The organism is Nostoc sp. EspVER01 (genome assembly GCF_034530635.1).
In the GTDB taxonomy this organism is placed as follows: Bacteria; Cyanobacteriota; Cyanobacteriia; order Cyanobacteriales; family Nostocaceae; genus Nostoc.
In genome coordinates, this window is sequence record NZ_JAVRCS010000062.1 from 1 (window position 1) to 22,899 (window position 22,899).

Genomic DNA, 22,899 nt, shown 5'->3' on the forward strand with positions numbered 1-22,899 from the left:
GTGCAAGGTCAGTACCAAGTTGAACGTTTTATGTTTAATTAGGTTGACCTACTTAGCAATATTGATAATTGCTAATTTGGGATAATTGAATCCTCCTCATACTTCAAGTACGGGGAGGATTTTACAGCAGTTTTCTTTTGTATGAAGTATGAGGTTACGGAGGCAGACACTCTTTATAGATGATATCATGTCCGTCAAATTACCCATAATAAAATAACCCCACCCCCAACCCCCTCCCCGCCTGCGGGGAGGGGAGACAAAGCACAGCTTTGGCGGGGTGGGGTTCTTCAGGTTTAATAAGCAACCAAGCGGACATGATATGACACGCCCTAGGGGATTGACGGCTGTTGTAAATTAAGCTCTTGGAATGCCTCAGAAGACTCTTCCAATGTTAAGCTACCAGAAGATTTACCGTTGATTTGTAGAGTGTATTTACCTTGTGGCAAGCCTTCTAAATAATAGACTCCAGCACCGTTGGTAACAGAAAAACGCCGAGTCCCCCGATCTGGTTGTATAGCTTCTACACGTGCGCCTGCGATCGCTTGGCCTTGAGCATCCGTAATTACCCCCGATCGCGTGTAAGAACGAATTAGCGGAATCATCACAGGGGTATAACTCCCCGCAATCACATCAACGGCTAAAGATTCAGCCGCAGCCTGCCAATCAGGCGGTAAACCTGCTGGATCGAGATCGAGGCGATAAACGCCGGGAGACATCCGTACTAAAGTGCAATCGCTCTGGATTTGTGGTAAAAACGACTTCAGCGGTTTATTATTCAAAGTCAACAATAAATCAGCGTTATCTGTATAAACTTCCTCGCCTCTATCCTGTTTGCCGTTATTATTCCGGTCAAAAAATGGCTTAATTGACAGTCCGCCTTGTGTACGGAAATAATTAGAACGGCGATCGCCTGGACTAATACCCCCTTGTAAATTCAGGCTAGAAGCTAAATCTATGCTGAAAGTTGCTTCATCGGAACTTGCCGATACTCCTTGATAGCGCGCCCGTAATAGCAAACCTGGTAAAACTGTTGTTGATAATGTTGCTAGTAGTCCATTACCCTGAGAACCAGTGCCATAACCCAACTGTATTTCCCACCGATAACTACCATCAATCGCCTGTTGTTGTGAACGATACCGCCAACTCACACTTAGCAAGCTGTCGCTACGATTTTGATTCTGTGTTTCATAATTTAACAGCAGTGCGCTGCCACCATTAGAAAAGCTGTTTTTAGAAAATTTGTAAGTCAGTTCCGACAAACTGCCAATTTCGTTACCGCGTTGCGTTAATTCTAGTCTCCCAAGACGTTGCAGCAAATTCCAGCGCAGGCGGTTTTTAGTATCTAAGCTGATACGGGCAAAGGTAAAGGCATCTTTGCCACTCCAGTTAATTTGCATACCGCCAGATGTCGCATCAGCTGTGTCAGTACTAGTGAATAAGGTGAATTGAGGCAAAACTCGCCAATCTAGATTAAAACGGCTAGACAAGCGATCGCTAATAAATGCAGCACTCAAGGTAGAAAATGGATTATAGCGAATATCTGTATTCACATCCCACTTATTACCCGTCAGTGCTGAAACTGCTACTTGCAAAGGTAACTTTCCCGGACGCCAAAATAATTCTGCTAAGGCTCTAGGCGATTCGTCGTACACTCCACCTAAGCCTACTGTCAGATTTTCTGATAAACCCCAACGCCCAGCAACTCCGCCCCGAAAGTCAGAAAAGTTGCCCAACAGACTTTGATTTCCCACAAAATCCCGTCGTAACCCACCAGAAACGATTAATGCTGAAGCACCTGCTGGCAATTGTCCTAGTACTGTCGAAAAAGTGGCCTCTTGAATTTCTGGTTGGGCGGTGAGTCGCCCTTGGGGATACAGCAAGATGCGATAATTGTTGCCCAAAAATTGATTTTGGCTTTTAATATTTTCAAAGCGGTAAATGCCAGACGAATCAACTAAAATTTCGGCAATTACGCGATCGCCAAAACCTTGTACCAACCGCGCTAATGTACCTGGTTCAGTCTTACCAGAAATTGTCCGTCCAATAGCATCTGCTTGTAACCGTTGGCGAGGATCGGAAGAACCACCACCGAAGGGTTGAGGTGGTACAAAACCCTGTCGTTGAATGGATGTAAAACCCCAATAGTCTCCTGTTCCTTGATTCTGCCAAAACGTTGGCTGGGAACCTACAAAATAATCAGCTGAATTAGTTTGTCGAAGAAACTGCGCTTCGGCAATATTCCAAGTTTGCGGATTTTCTAAATTTGGTTGATCGGTGCGGATGAACCACGAACCACCAAAAACACTACCAACAGCCAGAAAATCACCTCTATAGTTTGTCGATCTGGTAGCACTACCGCTAGCATTTACCTTTTGTTCAATTGCGGCGACACTAAACTTTTGAGGTGCAATGTGTGGTAATCCTTCCAGTTGAATCGGAGTTTCCGTTTCTGCTAGTTTGCCAGTAGATTGATCTAATCCTGGAACATCTAAAACTATGGCGTATTCATTGATATCAAATTTTGCCGTTACGCCAAAGAGAGTTTGTAAATCTTGGATTGTCAAGACTAATCCTAATTCTGGATCGGTGCGAAGTTTTGTTGGGTCGATGCGAGTCACAACACCAGGCGATCGCACTTCTAATTGACCATCAGGTAAAGTGGTAATATTTAATTTTAATCCTTGAATTACAGCATCATAGGGTAAGAGCCAATTTGCAAAATCAATTGCTTCAGAACCATCTTCTTGACCGCGCACTAAAACGCTAGGATTGACATTGCGGTTCCCTACATTCAATCCTACGGGAAAAACTTTAAATTCAGAATCCTTCGCTAATTGGTCAGTTGTGGGCGTTTGTAGATTTGAAATCGCAGGTGTATCTGCCTTCGCTGGGGCGATCGTAATTTGACAGATAATAGCGATCGCAGCTAGCAGACATTTGCTTATACTAGTTAATAAGCGAAGTTGCACAAAATTTTCATTTCTCAAGAAATTTATTAAAAATAGAGACATTGCAATGCAATGTGTCTACAACATATAATTCCCACGTACCAGGCAAAATTATATATATTAATCCTGTATTTTACAGCCAGACTAATTCTCCCAAATCAGGCTAAAGATGCCAGATTTAATTTGAATTTATTAATTACAAATTACGAACTTGTACTGAGCGTCTTGCCCTGAGCGTATCGCTAAAGCGAAAGCTCCGCTAACGCGTAGCGTCTCGTAGAGAAGCCGTTGGCGTGGTAACAGAGCGTAGTCGAAGTGCAGCCTCTCGTAGAGAAGGGAGCCGAAGTATTATGAATTACGAATTTTTACACAAGCTATTTTTTATTTGATGCCGCTGTTTGTGTAGGAATAGTAATATTTAAATTGAAGGGCAACTTAGTTTTTTTACTGTCTTCACCCCAAAACAACTCACCACTTAGCTGATATTGACCGGGTTTGAGGGCTGGTTGGTCTTTATTGGGGTAATTTAATAAGAAATTGCGATCGCTATTTGCCACCACAGCATTAGTATCTACCTGCCCAGTTTTGATAACAGTTTGCCCTTGGCGCAAAGTCCAATTTAAACTAGGGAGAACAGTTGCTTGACCTTGATTGCGAACTAAAATTTGAATTTGTTTTTGCTCTGGGTTAAAGCTGGCACTATCAATCGCTAATTGTGGAGAAAGATTGCCTTTTCTGACGTAGAATGTCACGCCAATTCGTGCCACCAAAGTAACGTTATTACCAGCAGCATCTTTGGATTCACTGAGAGTTTCATTAAACACTACCGCACGATATTCCCCATCAGGTAAATTAGGAGCCAAGCGGCTAATGAGGCGCACCCGCCGAACTTCTCCTGGTTTGACAGTCAACTCACGCGGTGAGAATTGCAGATATTTTGTCAGGTCATTGGGACTAGAGGATAAGGTTTGAAACCCTGTATCGCGGCTATATGTGAAAGGTTGAGCATAGATCCGAATCCGAGAAGGAGTCTTACTGGTATTGGAAATTGTAATCATTCCTTGGGCTTGTCCGCGTTCCGCCTTGGCTTCAATCACCAGAGGAGAAACGCTCATTTGTGCTTTAGCAGCAACAGGAAACAAAATTAGGGCGAATAAGCCAGCACTAACAGCAGCTAGAGAGCGCCAATTATGATTGAGCATATTTATAAATATGGCGGGATTGTAAATTTAATTCCTGATTTATAATTCCCAAAAGCAGGGTTATTTTATCTCTGGGTAATCAGAAAAATATCTTGCCGCTTGAAAATTTATTCTCTAGCGACAAGATATTCAGCAATTATTTTTCTCAATCAATCTGAAGGAAACGGGAAAAATTTTAGACTATGGCACGATAGTCAAGGTTGTTACATAGCTGTAGTTTCCAGGAAGAAGGGGACTGCCCTTATCTACGATCATGTCTATATCCAAAGGCAAACCGCTACCAGGGGGCAGTAACACAGGACTACCACCCTGAGAACTCGTACTACCAAAAGATGAGTTGATATGTCCGGCAGAGAACATAGGTGTAAACGCAGGGCCTCCGGTCTGCTGTGGCTGAGATATACTCACTCTGGCACCTTGATTACAGCTAACAAAAACCTTACCAAATTGCCCTCCAGTAAATCCTCCCGCTAGTGCAGTTGCATTAGTCGGCTGGTTGAGTCCCAATTTACCAGGGATAATTTGATCGAAGTTGCAGACACCACCGACATTTCCTGTAAAAGGAACATCAGCAGTTTGTGCCATTGTTTTGGGTGCAACAGCAACAGAACCAACAATTATCAAAGCAGCGGTTAATAAAGAACGACGAATCATTTTTAAATCCTTCTCAAATGAATTAGAGTTCAATCAAACGAAGCATCAACAAGAAAAGCAGTTATGGTGCGATAGTTAAGGTAACAACGTAGGTATAAATTCCTGGCGTAAACGCTACTGGTCGTTCTACTAACAAATTCACCTCTAGATTGGTGTTACCTGCTGGCAAAGTTGCGCTTCCACCACCAACATCACTGCGAACATTGGTCGAACCAAATTTTAAAAAGCCAATGTGCGTTGTCCCAGATGGATCGGGACTAGGGCCAGATACAAGCTTGGGAGGAGAAACAGTAACAGTTGCAGATGTGCTGCTTTGCACACCGATAGTGGCAGGAGTTTGTGATTCAAGATTTGTCGCAATTCCACTAGAAGTGCTAGAAATAGTTGGTTCAGCAGTGCCAGGGGCAGAAGAAATAAAGGTAGCTTCAGCTGGAACTGTTCCACTGAACGGAACATCTGCACTTTGAGCTAGCACAGCTCGATCTAGAGCGAATGCCTGCAAGCTTAATGCACTTGCCAGCACCAGGCTAGAGGTTAACGCTAGACGGTAAAGCATAAAGAAGTTAACTAATTACTCAGCGCTGTCTTGTCTCAGTGCTTTTCTTAGAATAGCTATCAAATGCTACATTATCGACCGCAGAAATACGATATTTCTATCTCTAAGAGCAAATTCCGTTAAGATACTTAGCCCAAGTTACGGTTTATGAAATTTAGGTTTTTTGTCGATTCGCACAAAACGTGCGGGGGGCTACACCACAGATTTAGCTGAAGAGGCGAGAAACATCAACGAAACCTCCATGAAGACTGACAATATTTGAAACTTCTGAATACATACTTCCGACTTTACCTGATTGATGGGTAAATAAATTATGACAACCCACAATTATCAGGAGTTCTTGAGCGCGGGAAAATGCAACGTTAACCCGTTCTGGCTTCTTGGCAAATCCCACATCTCCTTTACTATTGTTGCGAACCATGCTGACAATTACAACAGGTCTTTCCATACCTTGAAATCTATCTACAGTACCAGTACGAATTTCTAGGGAAGGGAAAAGTTCAGATTGCAAACGCTCATCAATTTTTCTTAATTGAGCGCCATAAAATGTAATTACGGCAATTTCTTTTTTGGGTTCACCATTAGCAACTTTAGAAGCCCAAGTATTCTCAAACTGCTGACACAAACGTTCAATCGCATCAATTTCTGGAGTATTAAAGTAAGAAGTTCCATTTTTTTGCTCTAAAAACTGATTCTCAATAGGCGTTTTTACCCAGAGAATATGGTGAGATTCTCGGATAATTTCATCTGCTAAATGATGTGCGCGTTTTGTGTCAGGTTCCAAAATCCCAGATTCTAGTTTACCCTCATAAAACTGATTGATTGCTCCCATAATAAATGGATGCATTCGATATTGTGTAGTTAGCATTTGTTTAATGCTTTCATCAGCAGATTCAAACTGACTTTTAAATAGTGATTCTTCTAAGAATTGTAGTTCGTCTCTTGTATTGCCTATTGTTTGGGCAACTTCTTCTAAAGTGCTAGTATCAAGCATGGGTGGTAATTGCCGATGATCTCCTACCATAACTAACTTTTTGCCTTTCAATGCAGGGATTAGTAACTCTGGTGGAGTACATTTACTAACTTCATCAATGATAACGACATCAAATGATTTGAATTCTTCCGAAAACCCTCTATTTGCAGCTTGAACGCAGGTGATACCGACGACATTAGCATTATCTAAATAAATGCGCCTTAAATCATCGCGATCGCCTTCAGTTGGCTCTCTTAATTTTCCTATCCAATCTTGAACAAAATTCTGATATTTATTGAGATAAGTTTCGTCTGTCTGGAGTTGTTGTTGCCAAGATTCAAACTGAGTATTGATATTGCGTAAAAACTCTATACTAAATAAGTCGGCTTGGGAATTTTCTGGTTTAAATTTATCAGGTATTGTTTGCCATTCTGTCAACCACCAGCTTCGTTCTTCTCTTAGGTTTTCTGATGGCTGTGGTTGTAATTTTTGTTCTATCTCACGTAGATTAATTTGTAATTTCTGAAGTTGCTGTAGAGAAGTTTCAGTTTCTACTTTTAGCTTTGATAAATGCTCATTTAAATAATGTTTAATTATCTCCAGTACAGCAAAAGGTTCTAATGATGAGATTAAAGTTTCAAGCTGACTAATAGAAGTTATACAAAAATTTACTTGATTTGCAAATTCTTGGGGATGCTCCCAAATATTTGATTGTGTTGCAAGATATTTTTCAACTAGAATACGTAATTGAGCGGGGATATTTTTTTGATTAAGCTCTTGCAAGATATTAATAGCTTGTCCAAGTTGGAAATTAGCATCTTGCTGTGCTTTTTCTACCTCAGCTTGAGTAATAGATATTTGCTGTTGGCTAACTTCATTTTTCTGAAGTTCATTTAATTGTCGTTGTAGATGTTGAAGCTGTTGTTCAGTTTCGGTTTTGACTTTTAAAACGCATTGACGCGCATTTGCAAGGATAGTATCTAGCAATTCTTCTGTAAGGCGGGTGAGAGTAGAATCAATGTTATTCCATTCCCATGATGCGCCATAAGTCCGTTGCATTCTAACTAAAAAAACCTGGGTATTTTCAACTAGTAATTTTCGCTGTTTGGGGTTGAGTAGCTGATAGTTGTTGAACTGTTGATAGGTTTCTTGCCATTGGGTGCGTAGGCTTTGCCCACCGTAGGTATCACTCTTTGATAGCACCATTGGAATCTGACTAAAGTTTTGTTGTAAAAAATAGCTGAAATTATGCTGTTTCCCCTGTCTATCAGTAAAACCTCCGTCTATTTCATAAGCGATCGCCTTTGCTAATACTTCCCATTCAGGTAAATTTATTTTATAATTTTTTGGTACTATTGGTAGTTTTAATGTGTTAGCAAACATCAACAAACCTAGCGGTAAGTCAACTAAATTTTCTGTGAGTGGTAAACCTGATTGATGACATTCTTTTAAAGTTTGATAGAGATGAGAATGTGCTGTAGATTTCCATTCTTTAACTGCTGAAATAATGTAATCTATTTCCCGTTGGCGATTTTGCCATATCTGGATTGTTTGCTGTATATTTTGCAGTTTGGCAAGATATTGCTGATAATTTGGTTGTAACTGATTTAATGAGGCGAAATTTTGTTTGACAACCTCCACTGATGCCGCAACTTCTAAGATGGCTTTACTTGCCTCCTGAGCATAAGTCAAAGCAGTTTTAAATCCAGAAATTTCTCTTGCTACAGTTTCACGCAACCAAACCGCTAAACCAAAAGCACCAAGCGCTGGACGCACAAAGCCAAGTTCATCAGTATATTTGATGGTTTGACGAACATTTGCTAAAAATTCTTCTACTAAACTGTTACCTTCTGTATAGGGTTTAAGAAGTGGCAAAAAATCTGTAACTTCTGAAGCTTCCCAGTTGATATTTGGTAAAGTATTTAATATATTTTCTAATTTTGTAATTAGTGATTCAACCTCGTTCTGTCTTTCTACAGTTTCGTTGTAATATTTTTCTTGATTTTGAAAGTTTACCTCTAGTTTTACCTTATTTTTATTGAATTTAGTTTGTTGATGATTAAATTCTTCCTCTGCTTGGAAGTAGGCTGCAAATCTTTGTGATGATGCCAGTAATTGAGTGAAAATTTTAATATTTTCCAGCCGTTGAGTCAGATTATTTTCACAGTCAGTTGCAGTATTTTCTAGCCATCTGCCAATCACTTGGTCTTCTAGAAATGGCTGTCCTTCTTCCCCAACTTTTTCGGCTCTCCCCTTGCGTACAGCCCGAATCACTGGGTTGTGAACTAATCGACTCAGGGCGTTATCCACTGCTAAATTGGCTTGAGAAGCAATTAGAGTGCGTCCACCGCGAAGGGCAATTTGATAGCAAATCTCGGCAATTACGGTAGTTTTCCCAGTACCCGGTGGCCCTTGGATGAGAACAAGATCCTGAGCGGCAAGTACCTTTTCCACTGCTGCTTTCTGACCAGGATTTGCAGAAGATAATAATAAATCTTGTGGTTGAAGTTCAACAGTTGTTTTGATTTGTCTAGCCTGAGAAGCATCGAATAAAAAGTTACCCAAATAGGGATTTTGGGTGTAACCGTTATTCAAATCATCTAAAGCTTTTTTCTTACGCTGAATCTGCTGAATATCACCAACTGCCTCAAAACACAAAAATCCTGTATCTGGCAACTTATAACGCTCTGCTGCCATGAATTCAGCTAAGTCGCGTTCTAGTCGGAGGCTGATAACACAACGGTTGGGGTCAACTTCTTCAACAGTCCCTAATTGACGACCGCTAATCCAATTTTTGCCGACGGGAGCAGTTTCAAAAAGCTTTAAATCTTCGTTTTTTGTGCGTCTTGCTCGTTCCCAGAAGTTTTCTACATCGAGGGAATTTTGATAAAAGCCGTCAAGGGTGGCTGAGCCTACATCTATTTCAAAACTAATCCGTCTTTTGAAGTTATAGTTATGACTTACGTAACGCACGCAAAACTGACGCGCTTTCGCAATTTTTTCTTCAATTTGCAAAAACGCTTTCCAAGCTTTAAGCTGATCTTCTGTAGGGACATTTTCGCCACAAACTGGTGCGGCTGCAATGCGTTTCAAGGTCGTGGGTGCAATGTCGAGATGATGCTGATGATTAGGTAGCAAACGTAAGCGACAAGGTATCGCATAGCTATCGACGTGTCCCCGTGAGAGCTGTAATAACTGAGCCGATAGTATTTTTAAACCTCCCCGTCCATCTTTTGGTACAGCCGCTCTAAATCCTAATGTTTTTCTGAGCTTCTCAAGTCTTGTAGGTAACTGAAAATCATCAGAATCTGTTGCTATGGTCAAATCCCAAATTTCTTCTCTTGCTTCTTTGCCTGCACCTTTACGACGTACATAAAAGAGAGAAGGCTTTTTCCCTACACATTCATACATTAATTCATTGGCGCGATCGCGGCGCTCTCTAAATTCAGGATATGATTTAAGAGCGGTTTCCCCTTCAAGATGGCGGATGAAGCTATCTATTGCTGAAGCTATAAACATATAGCCCCAATCTTCAGAGGTTGTTTTAGTTTTCGAGGATTTTGCTGTTAGTTTATTTATCGCTACACGAATGCGTTCTGCATCGGATTCGGGAATTGCACTGGTATGACTTTTGACTGCAATTTTAAGTTTTTCACAAATTAATAATAGCTTCTTGCTATCTAAATTTAGTTCTTTTGCTAGTTCGTAAATTCTGAGTTTACCGTTGTTCATCCAGTTTTGTAAATTCGTGGAAAATGAGGGGTTAAATTTAAACGCAAAGGGGCGCAGAGGTGAGCGCAGAGGAGCGCAAAGTTTATTTTAGTGCGATTTGCTATGAGTTAAATTTGGTAAGACTCTGCGTTTAAATACGTTACGAGTTTAAGTAGTATTTATTAAATTACTATAGTTTGTACTGATGGTAAACTTCACTGGCGGCACGATGCAGCAGAGAATGACGCCAAACTAGGGATTTCATGTCATCAGCATAACCGCCGCCAATAACGCAGGCGACGGGATAACCGCTACTCATACAGGTACTCAAAACCTGCATTTCCCGGCGAAAAATGCCAGCATCGGTAAGGGCTAATTTTCCCAAGCGATCGCCTATATGAGGGTCAACACCAGCATCATAAAATACTAAGTCTGGCTTGACTTTAGACAATAAATCTGATAGATAATTCGCCAAGGTTTGTAAATAAGCGTCATCTTCCATTCCCACCGGCAAAGGAACATCCAAATCGCTGTTTTGTTTAGTACCGGGGAAATTGACTTCGCAGTGCATAGAGAAAGTAAAAACGCTATCGTCGTCTTGGAAAATAAAAGCTGTACCGTCTCCTTGATGGACATCCAAATCGACAATGAGGATTTTTTGGACGAGTCCAAATTTTTGTAAAACGCGACAGGCGATCGCTAAATCGTTGAAAATACAAAAACCAGACCCATAACTAGGAAAGGCATGATGAGTTCCACCAGCCGTGTTACAAGCTAAACCCTGACTTAGTGCCAGTTTTGCAGTCAGTATCGTACCACCTACCGCTACACAAGTACGATTTGCTAATGCTGGACTCCAAGGCAAACCAATGCGTCGCTGTGCTTTGGGGTCTAGGGTTCCTTCACAGTAAGCTTGAACGTAGCTTGGGGTATGGACTAACTCTATCAATTCTAGTGGCGGAAGTTCAGGGGTGTGAAATTGTTCTTGATTCGCTACACCATCGGCTAACAGCAATTCATAGAGTTGTCGGAATTTAGACATCGGAAAGCGATGTCCTTCAGGTAGAGGAGCAATGTAATCTGGGTGGTAAATAATTGGCAAGTCCATAAGGAAAGAAAATCTCAAGCAGCTAATCCGACAACTAACAAGCTAAAATTTAGCCATAATCACAGCAAAAATGCTGCTCTCCTAAATCTAAAATTTCAAATTTAGAATTGATATGATGGAATGGATTATACCGATTGCATTTATTCTAGCTGGCTTATTGGCTGGAATAATTGGTGAAAAAGTTATCTTCAAAAAGCTGGAAATATTCGTTAAGAATAAACGAATTGCCGGGGGTAATATTATATTTTACTCTCTGCACCGCATGACATTTATTTGGTTTGTCATTGCCGGTTTTTTTTGGGCAATTTTGAGCGCACCCCTAAGACCTGATATTGCGATCGTACTGCAAAAAGTTTTGACGATTGCATTGCTGTATTCTGTAACGCTAGTTTTAGCCAAATTGACTGCTGGTTTTCTTAATTTATATATTCGTAGAGCAGAAGGGGTTCCCACATCACTAATTTCTAACCTTGCTAAGATTACTGTTTTAGTTTTGGGAACATTAATCATTTTGCAAACGGTAGGTGTTCAAATTACACCAATAGTTACTACTTTAGGTATTGGTGGTTTAGCAGTTGGTTTGGCACTTCAAGACACACTGGCAAATTTGTTTTCTGGTTTTTACTTAATTATTTCTAAGCAAGTTAGAACCGGAGACTATGTAAAATTAGATGCTGGACATGAGGGATATGTGATAGATATTTCTTGGCGCAATACGACGATTAAAGAAATTTCAAATAATGTAGTCATTGTTCCCAATTCTAAGTTGTCTTCTGCGATTTTCACAAATTATCATTTACCTGCAAAAGAAATTACTTTAACAATGGATGTTGGTGTCAGTTATGATAGCGATTTAGAACAAGTTGAAAAAGTGACTGTAGAAGTTGCCAAGGAAGTTATGCAAGAAATTGCACCGGATTTAAAAGAAAATGAACCATATATCAGATTTCATACTTTTAATGATTTTAGTATAGATTTTACGCTTTATATGCGCGTTAGTGAATACTTCGATCAGCGTATTGGGAAACATCTGTTTGTAAAAAAATTACACAAGCGCTATCAGCAAGCAGGAATTCAAATTCCTTTTCCGATTAGACAAGTGTATATGCAAGATAATTCAGCTATGTAACAAAATTAGCCCTGGCGACTAGAAGTCGCGGCTATACAGACGAAACCCGCCTGCGCGGGTTGAAAACCTCGATTTGTAATCGCTAGGGCTAGGTGCAACTTAGATTGCTAATGCTCGTTTTTCTAATGGTAGTTCAAAGCGATCGCCTGGTTTCGGTTCAAGTACCTGCGTTGAAAGATTGTTCTCTTTTAGCAACGAACGAAATTCTTCACTACTTCCTTTAGTCTGAATAAGTTTCATCAACAATCCCTCAAAGAATATATCCCCACCAGCCGCAGTAGGTAATATTACTTGAGGTTTTAACGACTTTACTACTTCTAATGAACTATTTTTCCCTTTAATAATCGGCCCAAGCAAAGGTAGGGTCATGTCAATAAACGGTGTAATCACTACATCGATAGGTGCAGCTTGCTGAAGTTGTGGAGAATGATATCCATGAGGCTCGTAGTATACAGTTAAACCACTTTCCAATTCTTTGAGGAGATAACTATTTTCTACCAGAGTGGGGCCAATGGGCGAGCCGGGGAAAGCCTTGATTTCAACTTGATTATCTAAAGTGAAAGTTTCACCATGAGGCAATACTGTTACCTGAGTGTAACCTAATTGCTGTACTACCTTGGCTGCATTGGGAGAAGCTACAACCTTGATGCTGTGGTCGAGTTGCTTAAGTGTTGGTGGGTGAGTATGGTCTTCTAAACCCTGAGATAAAAGGATTAGATCGATATTATCTGGGATTGGGCGCTCTTGCGATCGCGAACCTTTAAATAACCATTCTAAATTGCTGAAAATTAACGAACCAACCAGCCAAGGGTCAATTAGTATTCGTTTCTCGCCGATTTCCAGTAACCAAGAGTTGCTGTCTAACCAAGTTAAAAACATAAATTTTGTGAAGATAACGCCTACCTTCATTATCAATGGTGTCACCTTTCTTAGTAAGCACTCAGTCCAATACCTACATTAGACTTCTTGCAAAAGTCAGGGTAAAGGGGAAGGGGAAAAGGTAAAAGAAACTCAAAATCTTTTCCCTTTAACCTTTACCCTTTTCCCTCTCTTGCAAAAATATATTTTTGCAAGAGGTCTATTCGTCCGGTCAAGTCTACCACGGAGTTTTTTTATGTCCGATCTTGGTTTTACTCACATTGCACTTGCAGTCAGTGATGTTGATGCAAGTATCTCATTTTATGCAAAGTATGCTCAGATGACAGTCGTGCATCATCGCATTGATCAAGCGACTCAATCAGATGTTGCTTGGATTAGTGACCTGACTAGACCTTTTGTGATTGTCCTAATTAAAGTAGCGAAAGTAGAAGGCGCACTTTTACCACAATCCCATCTTGGGGTAGCTTATCAGAATCGTGGGGAAATCGATCGCCTGTGCAATGAGGCACGCACTGAGGGAATATTGTTGGCTGGGCCAAATGACTGGGGCCATCCGGTTGGTTACTGGGCTTATCTTCAAGACCCAGATGGTCATACATTAGAAATTTCCTATGGTCAGGAAATTAGTTTTACAGTCGAGCAAGCTAGAGACGCGATTAATCGCGTCTCTTAAAAGAAAATATTATTTATTACCAGGGGTACGTCCACCTTCGTCGTTACTACCACCGTGAGGACGGGAATTACCTGGGTCGCAACCCTCAGCACCATTACCAATTCCTTGGTTGCAATGGCGACGCGGTTTGATGCGCGCCCTTGAAGTTTCAGTCTGCTGCTCAACTGCAACTTGTTGTTGTCCAACGACGTACTGCGAGGAGATGTTTGCTACCTGTCCAGTACTAGACAGAGCTTGATATACCAAAGCAGACACTTCAGACCTAGTTGCTACCCGTTCAGCATTTAGCAAGTTCACGTTGGGATAGTTGACGACTATACCGCGTTGTGTCAAAGCAGCAATCAGACTGCGATATTCACTACGAATAGTAGTTGCATCACTATAAACAGATAATATCGTATCCGTGGAACCACTGCTTTGATAATTTAATCCCCGCGCTAATGCTACCAAAATATCAAGGCGAGAAAGCCTTTGAGTGGGGTTGAAATCCTTGCCAATAACAGTGTTTAAAAAGCCCATTTGATAAACTTCGCTGATGGCATTGTATGCCCAATATCGAGTTGAGACATCCTTAAATGCTACTGCTTGGCGAATTTTCCCCTTGGCAAACGCTTTCCGCAGCATTGCCGCAAATTGGGCACGAGTTACTGGTGCATCCGGGCGGAAAGTCCCATCAGGAAAACCTTCGAGAATTTCCATTGAGGCCAATTCGGCAATAAAATCTTTAGCCCAGTAGTCTGTAGAAATATCAGAAAACTCAACTTGGAAAGGGCGAGACAGTCTAACTTGGCGATAATTCATTAGCATTTGGCTAATGTCGTAGCTAGAGTTATCGCTGACTTCAATCACCTGTACCAAGCTGCCAGGAGTAGTTTGCAAAACCTTTGCCAAGTCGGAATTAAAGATATTCACGAAGGACTGACGCACTAAAGCATAATCACCCTGAGTAAAAGAGACGGGATAAACGCTGGTTCCGGCAATTTTTGACAAACCTTCTACTTGGAACTGACTACCTTGAAAAGTTTGGGAACTGCTCAGGAAAATAACACGTTGGTTCCTGACTTGGGTGAAGTAGTCGTAAGTGTTAGTACCTGCGTCAATAGTGCCGTTTTGGTCAGCATCAACACCATAAACAGTGCGAACTACTTGGTATTCTCTAGGTTTGGCTGACAAAATCAGGTTAACTGTGGTATTTGCTGGCAAACATTCAAATTCGCTGTAGCCAATAAAACGGTTTTGAACATCATACAATCGCACGACGATGCGATCGCTAGCTTTTAACCCCTTAACAAATTTTGCTTTTTGCTTAATCTTGTACTTGTAATCACCCAAAAACTGCTCTTTTAAATAGCCCTGGCCACTTTTACTTTTAACAGAAATGCGAGCAATCACTTCTGAAAAATTACCAGATGGTTGCCAAATGGCAAGGCTAAAACCTGTTTTTTTCGCTTTTACCGAAACGTTACGGCTTTCTGTAATCACAGTTTGCCGTTGGATAGTGGTGTGATTCCTTGTTTCTACTTCTTTATGGGCTAAAAGTTGTTGTTCTGTGGAATTATCTGTTATTTGAGCGACGATGGTAGAGAACCCTAAAGCTGCATAGGCAGAAGATATTGGCGAAAATATTGCTACAAAGGTTGCAGCAAGAACAAATTTGCTCATTTGAGCAAAGTTACTTTGAGTTATGTATTTCATCCCACACTACCATTCGTCTAAAAAGTCACAGGGCTATTTGATATCCCTCAACTTATTAATCCCTTGGGGTAGATGGAACTAACATCTCATCAGTGCTGAGTACTGAGTACTGAGTACTGAGTTAGGAGTTAGGAGTTAGGAGTGTGATTATTGCTTTTTTACTCAGCACTCGTTACTCAGCACTATTTCGGTCAGAGAACATTACTATATTTGAAGAAACACTTTATGAATCTTATTAATGACTGTAACTACACAACAGCTTCCAACTCAAGACGCCTTTGAAAAATTCTTTTGGACTTGGCAGGGTTACAAAATTCAGTACACTGTCATGGGTACAGGACGCCCTTTAGTTCTGGTTCACGGCTTTGGCGCTTCCATTGGACACTGGCGCAAAAATATCCCAGTTTTAGCTGATGCTGGCTACCAAGTATTTGCCATAGACCTTTTAGGTTTCGGCGGTTCCGATAAAGCGCCCATTGATTACAGTGTGGAAGTTTGGGTGGAACTGCTAAAAGATTTTTGCACAGAACACATCCAGGAACCGGCTGTATTTATTGGCAACTCCATCGGCGCACTTTTGAGCTTAATAGTACTGGTAGAACATCCAGAAATTGCTACTGGTGGTATTTTAATTAACTCTGCGGGTGGATTGAGTCATCGTTCCCACGAATTGAACCCGCCGCTACGGATGGTGATGGCAGCTTTTAATCGGTTTGTGCGATCGCCAATTACAGGTAAATTTGTCTATAACCGCATCCGCCAAAAAGCCCAAATTCGCCGCACCCTCTATCAAGTTTACCGCGATCGCCAAGCTGTCACCGATGAATTAGTTGATTTACTTTATACTCCCTCTTGCGATCCAGGAGCGCAACAAGTCTTCGCATCTATTCTCACAGCTCCTCCTGGCCCCAGTCCAGAGGAACTTTTGCCCAAAGTCGAACGTCCTCTATTAGTAATTTGGGGTGCTGACGACCCTTGGACACCAATTACCGGGGCCAAGATTTACGAAAAGGCGCGGGAGAATGGCAAAAAAATCAAAATTGTTCCCATTCCCAATGCCGGTCATTGTCCTCACGATGAGGTTCCAGATGTTGTCAATGCCCAGATTGTCGATTGGCTAACGCAAAGGTAAGAATTTTTTGCCAAGACGCGAATGCAAAAAAACTTCCTGCCGATGCGCCTTGGCCTATGCAGATAGAAATAGAGCTAACAATCTGGGTGAGTGGATCTTAATCTTTACTAATTGCACCTTGACAGAATCAAACTCGTATGGTGCGTAATGGAGCTTGATGTGCGTAATAAACATAAAAGGGTAATTCCCTTAAATCACCATCCAGATTTTTCAGAACTTGGCTATCAAGTCATCAGTGAACTAGGACGCAATAGAGAAGGGGGACGCATTACTTATTTAGCTAATGTCCTCAACTCTAAGCAACAGGTAGTGATTAAAGAATTTTGTTTTGCTCGTGCGGATGCTGATTTATCAGGTGTGAAAGCTTATGAGCGCGAAATCGAAATCTTGCAGCAACTAAATCATTCTCGCATCCCTCGCTATATAGATTCTTTTGAAATACCAGGGGTTTTTTATCTAGTGCAGGAATATAAAAATGCCCCGCCTTTAGGCTTAAAAAGCAGCTTTCGTCCTGAAGAAATAAAGCAAATTGCTCTGTCAATCTTAGAAATTTTGGTTTATCTGCAAAAGCAAGTTCCCTCAATTATTCATCGGGATATTAAGCCAGAGAATATTTTGGTTGATGAAGAACTAAATGCTTACTTGGTGGATTTTGGGTTGGCTAGAATACAGGGTGCAAAAATAGCTCTGAGCAGCTTTGTCGCCGGAACTCCAGGTTTTATGCCTCCAGAAGAACAGTTTGGTCATTCTCTGACTGAGGCATCAGATTTATATAGTTTAGGAGCAACGCTAATTTGCTTACTTACTAATACCCGTTCTGTTGAGATTGGCAAATTAATTGATGATAACTATCGCTTTAATTTCCAGCAATTAGTTCCTCAAATTAGTCCGCGTTTCCGGTGGTGGTTGATGAAAATGGTGGAACGTAACCGAAAACGTCGTTATGCTAATGCGGCTATTGCTTTAAAAGCACTTGGGACAATTGAGGTTGTTGGTAGTGCCACTGGGATAGATAATTTCATCAGTACAATTAAAGCTAGAAAACGAGCTACTTTGTTGGGACTAGCTACTATTGTTACACTGGCTGCGGTTGCCGGAACTTTGATAAGTTATCAGTCTGGTAATACGGTTAGGCAATTGTCGGAAGCTAGAGAATGTCAAAGTTTTGATTTAAGCTCTGATTGCCAAGAAAAAATCGGAAATTAAGATTAATTAGGTTGCATCTGGCTAAGGGTTACAACGGTTTTCAATTGAATAGACTACACGCGTAGGGGCACAATATATTGTGCCCCTACAATTATGTGTATTCGATGCTTGTGAAAATTGCTGGAATTTGCATGAGTATCAAATACTCGTCAACGGAGTTCAAAGGTGGATGAATCCAGTTCAAATACTCGTTAACGGTAATGCAGTATCAGTAATTGTGTAGTTATCTGCTGTAGTAAACTACATCTAAGCCAGAAGACTGCATTCAATAGTTGATAGCGCTGTGAAAAAAATCCTGATTGTGTCAGCTAATCCCACGACAACAGATAAACTTCGCTTGGACGAGGAAGTAAGGGAAATTCAGGAAGGGTTGCAACGCTCTCGCAGCCGAGATAAGTTTGAACTTATTACTAAATGGGCAGTGCGTCCTGACGATTTGCGGCGTGCGCTTTTAGATCATAATCCTCATATCATCCATTTTTCTGGGCATGGTGGAGGAAATCAAGTTTAGCCTTGGAAAATAATACAGGGGAAATGCAGCTGGTGAGTACGGAGTCACTGGCAAGGCTATTTAAGTTATTTAAAGACAAAATTGAGTGTGTATTATTAAATGCCTGCTATAGCCAGGTGCAAGCTGAGGCAATTTATCAAAATATTAACTGCGTAGTTGGGATGAATCGGGCAATTGGCGATCGCGCCGCAATTAAATTCGCGGTAGGCTTTTATGATGCACTAGGTGCTGATAGGTCTTATGAGGATGCTTATGAGTTTGGCTGTAGCGCTATTGACTTAGAAAGTATTCCAGAATCTTCCACACCAGTGTTGAAAAGTCGGAACAATCCCCAAGGTGCTAACTCTGTTAACGAAACGATTCCAGATACCGATATAAAACCAGCAGTCACCTTAGAAAATCCAGAAGGGCAGGTATCCCTCAACTCTGCTTTTTATGTGGAGCGATCGCTTATTGAGGTAGACTGTTATGAAGCGATTCTGCAACCAGGGGCCTTAGTTCGCATCAAAGCTCCCCGGCAGATGGGCAAAACTTCCCTCATGTCGCGGGTTCTCCATCATGCTAGTCAACATGGCTATCAGATAGCACCTGTAAATTTCCAGTCAGCCGATGCAGAATTTCTCGGTAATTTAGATCGGTTTTTGCAGTGGTTCTGCGCCAGCATTACTTACGAATTGAATCTACCAGAGAAGCTAGACGAGTATTGGAAGGGTGTTTTAGGTAGCAAGAATAAATGTACAAATTACTTTCAACGGTATTTATTACCCGCCATTAATAGCCCCATAGCTTTAGGTTTGGATGAAGTCGATGAAGTCTTCAAGCATCCCATAATTGCTGCTGATTTTTTTGGATTGCTACGAGCTTGGCATGAGCAGTCAAAGAATGAGACAGTTTGGAAAAATCTCCGGTTGGTAATTGTGCATTCTAAGGAAGTTTATATCCCGCTCAATATTAATCAGTCGCCTTTTAATGTCGGCTTACCCATTGAGTTACTAGACTTAAATCAAACACAAATACAAGACTTAGTACAGCGTCACGGACTCAATTGGACTGACTCACAAATTGAAGAATTAATGACACTCGTGGGTGGTCATCCTTATTTAGTGCGGGTAGCGCTTTATGAAATTGCTCGTAGTAGGATGACGCTGGAAAATCTGCAAAAAATCGCGGCAACCGAGGAAGGGCCTTACAGTGACCATTTACGCCGCCATTGGCTGAACTTGCAAGAAGATGCAGAATTGCTAGCTGCCGTCAAACAAGCGATGATGGCAAATCGCCCCGTGGATGTAGGCACAACTGAAGCGTTTAAACTCCGCAGTATGGGGTTAGTTAAGTTTCAAGGTAATCAAGTAGTGCCACTGTGTGAATTGTATCGTCAATATTTTGGGCATCGCTTGGGGTTGAAAAATTAAGAAAGTACATTAGGAGTGCAATAAGACTTTTATCTGCAATTACCATTTAGCAAAAAGGTTTAACAAATGGTTCAAGTTATTCAAGGAAAAGATATCACCCTAGCCCAACTCATCGATGAATTTGGGCTACAACTTGTAGACGACGAACTTTTTTTTTCAGAGTGGCAGCAAGATTTACCTGAGTTGAGTGATTTAGAAAAGCAATCTCTCAACGAAATCAAGACAGAATATTTGCATCTATCGAAATATCCTATTTTAGAACCTGTAGTCAAAATGGTAGTGCTATCTCCACTATTGCGTCTAGCAGGTTTTTATCAACCGCCTTTCTACATCGCTTCAGAACAAGAGGTCAGAATTTCTTCTGAAGACGAAGGCAAAATTATTAGAGGACGTATTGATATTTTGGTGTTTCATCCTTCATTTTGGGTTCTCGTAATTGAGGCGAAACGAGCAGATTACTCCTTAGTGCCAGCAATTCCACAAGCATTAGCTTATATGTTGGCAGATGCAACTTCGGCTAAACCTGTTTTTGGGTTTATCACCAATGGTAGTGAATTTCAATTTATTAAGTTGACGAAACAGAGTACACCGAGATATGCCTTATCTTATACACTGTCGCTTAATCGTGGGGATGATTTATATACTGTCGTAAAAGTGTTAAAACGCCTAGCTTATTTAGTTTCGTAGTAGCATGTCAAGTTTAAATTGATGGGTAAGCAAGTTCGTAGTAAGGACTTTAGTCCTTATCTTCCAAGCACTAAAGTGCTGACTACAAACCCTCAAAACTCGCTTATATTTCATAATTTTTAATTTTTAATTTTTAATTGTTTATGACCCAGTACCAATATCAAGTCGGTGGTAGTCTGCCTCAAAATGCACCAACTTATGTTAGACGGCAAGCTGACCATGACCTCTATGAAGGCTTGAAGGCTGGGGATTTTTGTTATGTACTCAATTCCCGGCAGATGGGGAAATCTAGCTTGCGGGTGCGGGTAATGCAGCAGTTGCAAACTGAGGGATTTGCTTGTGCTGTTGTTGATATTACAGCTATTGGGACGGCAGATATTACGCCAGAACAGTGGTATGCCGGGGTGATTGATACTCTGGTGGGAAGTTTGAATATTTATACAACTTTTGATTTAGATACTTGGTGGACTGATAACGGGTTGCTTTCACCAGTACAGCATTTGAGCAAGTTTATTGAAACGGTTTTACTAAAAACAATTACTGAAAAGATTGTTATTTTTATTGATGAAATTGACAGCATTCTGAGTCTTTCATTCAACTTAGATGACTTTTTTGCAGTTATCCGCGATTGCTACAACCGACGAGCAGACTATCCTGAATATAATCGCCTCACCTTTGCTTTGATTGGCGTATCTACACCTTCAGATTTGATTCAAGATAAACGCCGGACACCTTTTAATATTGGACAGGCAATTGATTTAACTGGCTTTCAACTCCAAGAGGCGCAACCCTTGGCGCGGGGTTTGGCTGAAGTGGGTGATTCTCAAGAATTGATGCAGGTGGTGTTGGACTGGACGGGAGGACAGCCGTTTTTGACGCAAAAAGTTTGTAAGTTGCTGGTGCAGGGGGGACTGGAGACTAGAAACTGGGGACTAGAGAATGCAGACTGGGTGGAAGAGTTGGTACGCCAGGGGATTATTGAGAATTGGGAGACGCAAGATAAGCCGGAGCATTTGAAGACGATTCGAGACAGAATTTTGCAGAGTGGGGAACAGAGGACTGGGCGATTGTTGGGGTTGTATCAGCAGATTTTGCAGCAGGGAGAGATAGCAACTGATGATAGTGTTGAACAAACGGAACTGCGGTTGACGGGTTTGGTGGTGAAGCGAGACGGGAAGCTGCGAATTTATAACCGCATTTATGCAGAGGTGTTTAAGCAGGAATGGTGCGAAAAGATTTTAGCAAAATTGCGCCCCTACTCCGATACATTGAACGCTTGGGTTGAGTCTCAACGTCAAGATGAGTCGCGCTTGTTGCGAGGAAAGACTTTGGATGATGCCCAAGAATGGGCAGTAGGTAAAAGTTTGAGTGACTTGGACTATCGGTTTTTAGCTGCTAGCCAAGAGTTGGAAAAGCGTGATATGCAGAAAAGGCTAGAGGCAGAGGAACAGGCGAAACAGGTTTTAGCAGAGGCGAATCACAAAGGTAATCAACGGATTCGTATTGGTTCTTTGGTGTTAGGACTGACTGTGGTGGGGGCAGTTGCATCATTAATATTTGCTCAATATCAATTAGGGCAAGCACGAACAGCAAAAGCACAAACAGATAAAGCCCAAACAAAATTAGAAAAAGCAAAAACAGAAACCGCAGCAACCAAGCAAGATAACCAACGGATATCGAGAGAAAACGAAAAAATATCACGCGACAATCAAAAGATATCGGAACAGGCAACACAGGTAAAACGGAATCTTAGTAATGCAACTTCACAACTGAATGCAGCAAATACCAAATTGAATCAGGCACAGCAAAACCTGAAACTAGCTCAAAACAAAGTGGCAGCAGCTAGCGCAAAGGCTAGTCAAGCTGAAGTACAGGCAAACCAAGCAATTCAACAACGGCAAGAGGCACAACAGCAGCGTCAAAAAGCTGTTGCAGATTTAAATCGGGCAAGGCAAGAACAAAAGCAGGCGCAAATTGCTCTGAATGTGGCAGATGCAGCCAGAAAAATTGCTTTAATAGGTACGCGATTGGAACGAGACGGAACTGCTGCATTGCGGGAGTTTGTACCTTCAAAGGAAATAGAGGGGCTGCTGTTAGCAGTGCAGAGTGCGGAAGAACTAAAAACTCTGGTCAAGGATCAAAAATCTTTAGCAGATTATCCTGCTTATAGTCCTTTGTTTAGTTTACAGAATATTCTGCTAAATATTCGTGAACAAAATCGCCTCGAAGGACATAGCAATTCGGTCAACAGCGTCGTCTTCAGCCCGGATGGCAAAACTTTAGCTTCCGCCAGTGGTGACAAGACGATCAAATTGTGGAATCGGGACACGGGCAAAGAAATTACCACCCTGAGTGGGCATAGCGCTTCGGTCATCAGCGTCGTCTTCAGCCCGGATGGCAAAACTTTAGCTTCCGCCAGTGGT

14 protein-coding genes and 1 pseudogene are annotated in these 22,899 nt (G+C 41.4%); 7 read left to right on the forward strand and 8 right to left on the reverse strand.

The genetic code is table 11. The features are described from left to right. Positions 1–329: 329 nt before the first annotated feature. From RMX69_RS28285 to RMX69_RS28310, 6 genes are all read right to left on the reverse strand, one after another. On the reverse strand, positions 330–2,969 hold the full coding sequence (locus RMX69_RS28285; protein WP_322639411.1) for a carboxypeptidase-like regulatory domain-containing protein: 2,640 nt from the start codon (positions 2,967–2,969) through the stop codon (positions 330–332). 353 nt (positions 2,970–3,322) lie between these two features. Then, complete coding sequence (locus tag RMX69_RS28290) at positions 3,323–4,150, reverse strand: P pilus assembly protein, chaperone PapD (RefSeq protein WP_322639412.1); 828 nt, start codon at positions 4,148–4,150, stop codon at positions 3,323–3,325. Between the two features lie 180 nt (positions 4,151–4,330). Then, positions 4,331–4,804 (reverse strand): hypothetical protein, encoded by a 474-nt coding sequence (locus tag RMX69_RS28295; protein ID WP_289797078.1) that lies wholly within the window; start codon positions 4,802–4,804, stop codon positions 4,331–4,333. Positions 4,805–4,865: 61 nt separating this feature from the next. Continuing rightward, entirely contained in the window at positions 4,866–5,360 is a 495-nt protein-coding gene (locus RMX69_RS28300; RefSeq protein WP_322639413.1) for a hypothetical protein, read from the reverse strand. A gap of 205 nt (positions 5,361–5,565) precedes the next feature. Continuing rightward, positions 5,566–10,065: a translation initiation factor IF-2 N-terminal domain-containing protein gene (locus tag RMX69_RS28305; protein ID WP_322639414.1), complete on the reverse strand. Its 4,500-nt coding sequence runs from the start codon at positions 10,063–10,065 to the stop codon at positions 5,566–5,568. 169 nt (positions 10,066–10,234) lie between these two features. Next, entirely contained in the window at positions 10,235–11,152 is a 918-nt protein-coding gene (locus RMX69_RS28310) for a histone deacetylase (protein ID WP_322639415.1), read from the reverse strand. Positions 11,153–11,264: 112 nt separating this feature from the next. Between RMX69_RS28310 and RMX69_RS28315 the strand changes: the two genes are divergently transcribed. After that, a complete protein-coding gene (locus RMX69_RS28315; RefSeq protein ID WP_289797082.1) occupies positions 11,265–12,281 on the forward strand; it encodes a mechanosensitive ion channel family protein in 1,017 nt (338 codons plus the stop codon). A gap of 99 nt (positions 12,282–12,380) precedes the next feature. On the opposite strand, the gene RMX69_RS28320 is transcribed toward RMX69_RS28315, so the two are convergent. Continuing rightward, complete coding sequence (locus tag RMX69_RS28320; RefSeq protein WP_289797083.1) at positions 12,381–13,160, reverse strand: MBL fold metallo-hydrolase; 780 nt, start codon at positions 13,158–13,160, stop codon at positions 12,381–12,383. A gap of 235 nt (positions 13,161–13,395) precedes the next feature. Here RMX69_RS28320 and RMX69_RS28325 point away from each other — a divergent pair, with 235 nt between their 5' ends. After that, positions 13,396–13,833, forward strand: a complete 438-nt coding sequence (locus RMX69_RS28325; protein ID WP_289797084.1) for a VOC family protein — start codon at positions 13,396–13,398, stop codon at positions 13,831–13,833. 9 nt (positions 13,834–13,842) lie between these two features. Here the strand turns inward: RMX69_RS28325 and RMX69_RS28330 are convergent, their stop codons facing one another. Continuing rightward, positions 13,843–15,495, reverse strand: a complete 1,653-nt coding sequence (locus RMX69_RS28330; protein WP_322639416.1) for an S-layer homology domain-containing protein — start codon at positions 15,493–15,495, stop codon at positions 13,843–13,845. 271 nt (positions 15,496–15,766) lie between these two features. Between RMX69_RS28330 and RMX69_RS28335 the strand changes: the two genes are divergently transcribed. From RMX69_RS28335 to RMX69_RS28355, 5 genes and pseudogenes are all read left to right on the forward strand, one after another. Further along, on the forward strand, positions 15,767–16,660 hold the full coding sequence (locus tag RMX69_RS28335; protein WP_322639417.1) for an alpha/beta fold hydrolase: 894 nt from the start codon (positions 15,767–15,769) through the stop codon (positions 16,658–16,660). A 147-nt stretch (positions 16,661–16,807) separates the two neighbouring features. Then, positions 16,808–17,866: a serine/threonine protein kinase gene (locus tag RMX69_RS28340; RefSeq protein WP_289797086.1), complete on the forward strand. Its 1,059-nt coding sequence runs from the start codon at positions 16,808–16,810 to the stop codon at positions 17,864–17,866. Positions 17,867–18,149: 283 nt separating this feature from the next. Then, positions 18,150–19,789 (forward strand): annotated as a pseudogene (locus tag RMX69_RS28345) (AAA-like domain-containing protein). Between the two features lie 66 nt (positions 19,790–19,855). Next, positions 19,856–20,476, forward strand: a complete 621-nt coding sequence (locus RMX69_RS28350) for a type I restriction enzyme HsdR N-terminal domain-containing protein (RefSeq protein WP_322639418.1) — start codon at positions 19,856–19,858, stop codon at positions 20,474–20,476. 143 nt (positions 20,477–20,619) lie between these two features. Next, the coding region (locus tag RMX69_RS28355) for an AAA-like domain-containing protein (RefSeq protein WP_322639419.1) at positions 20,620–22,899 on the forward strand (2,280 nt) is incomplete at its 3' end.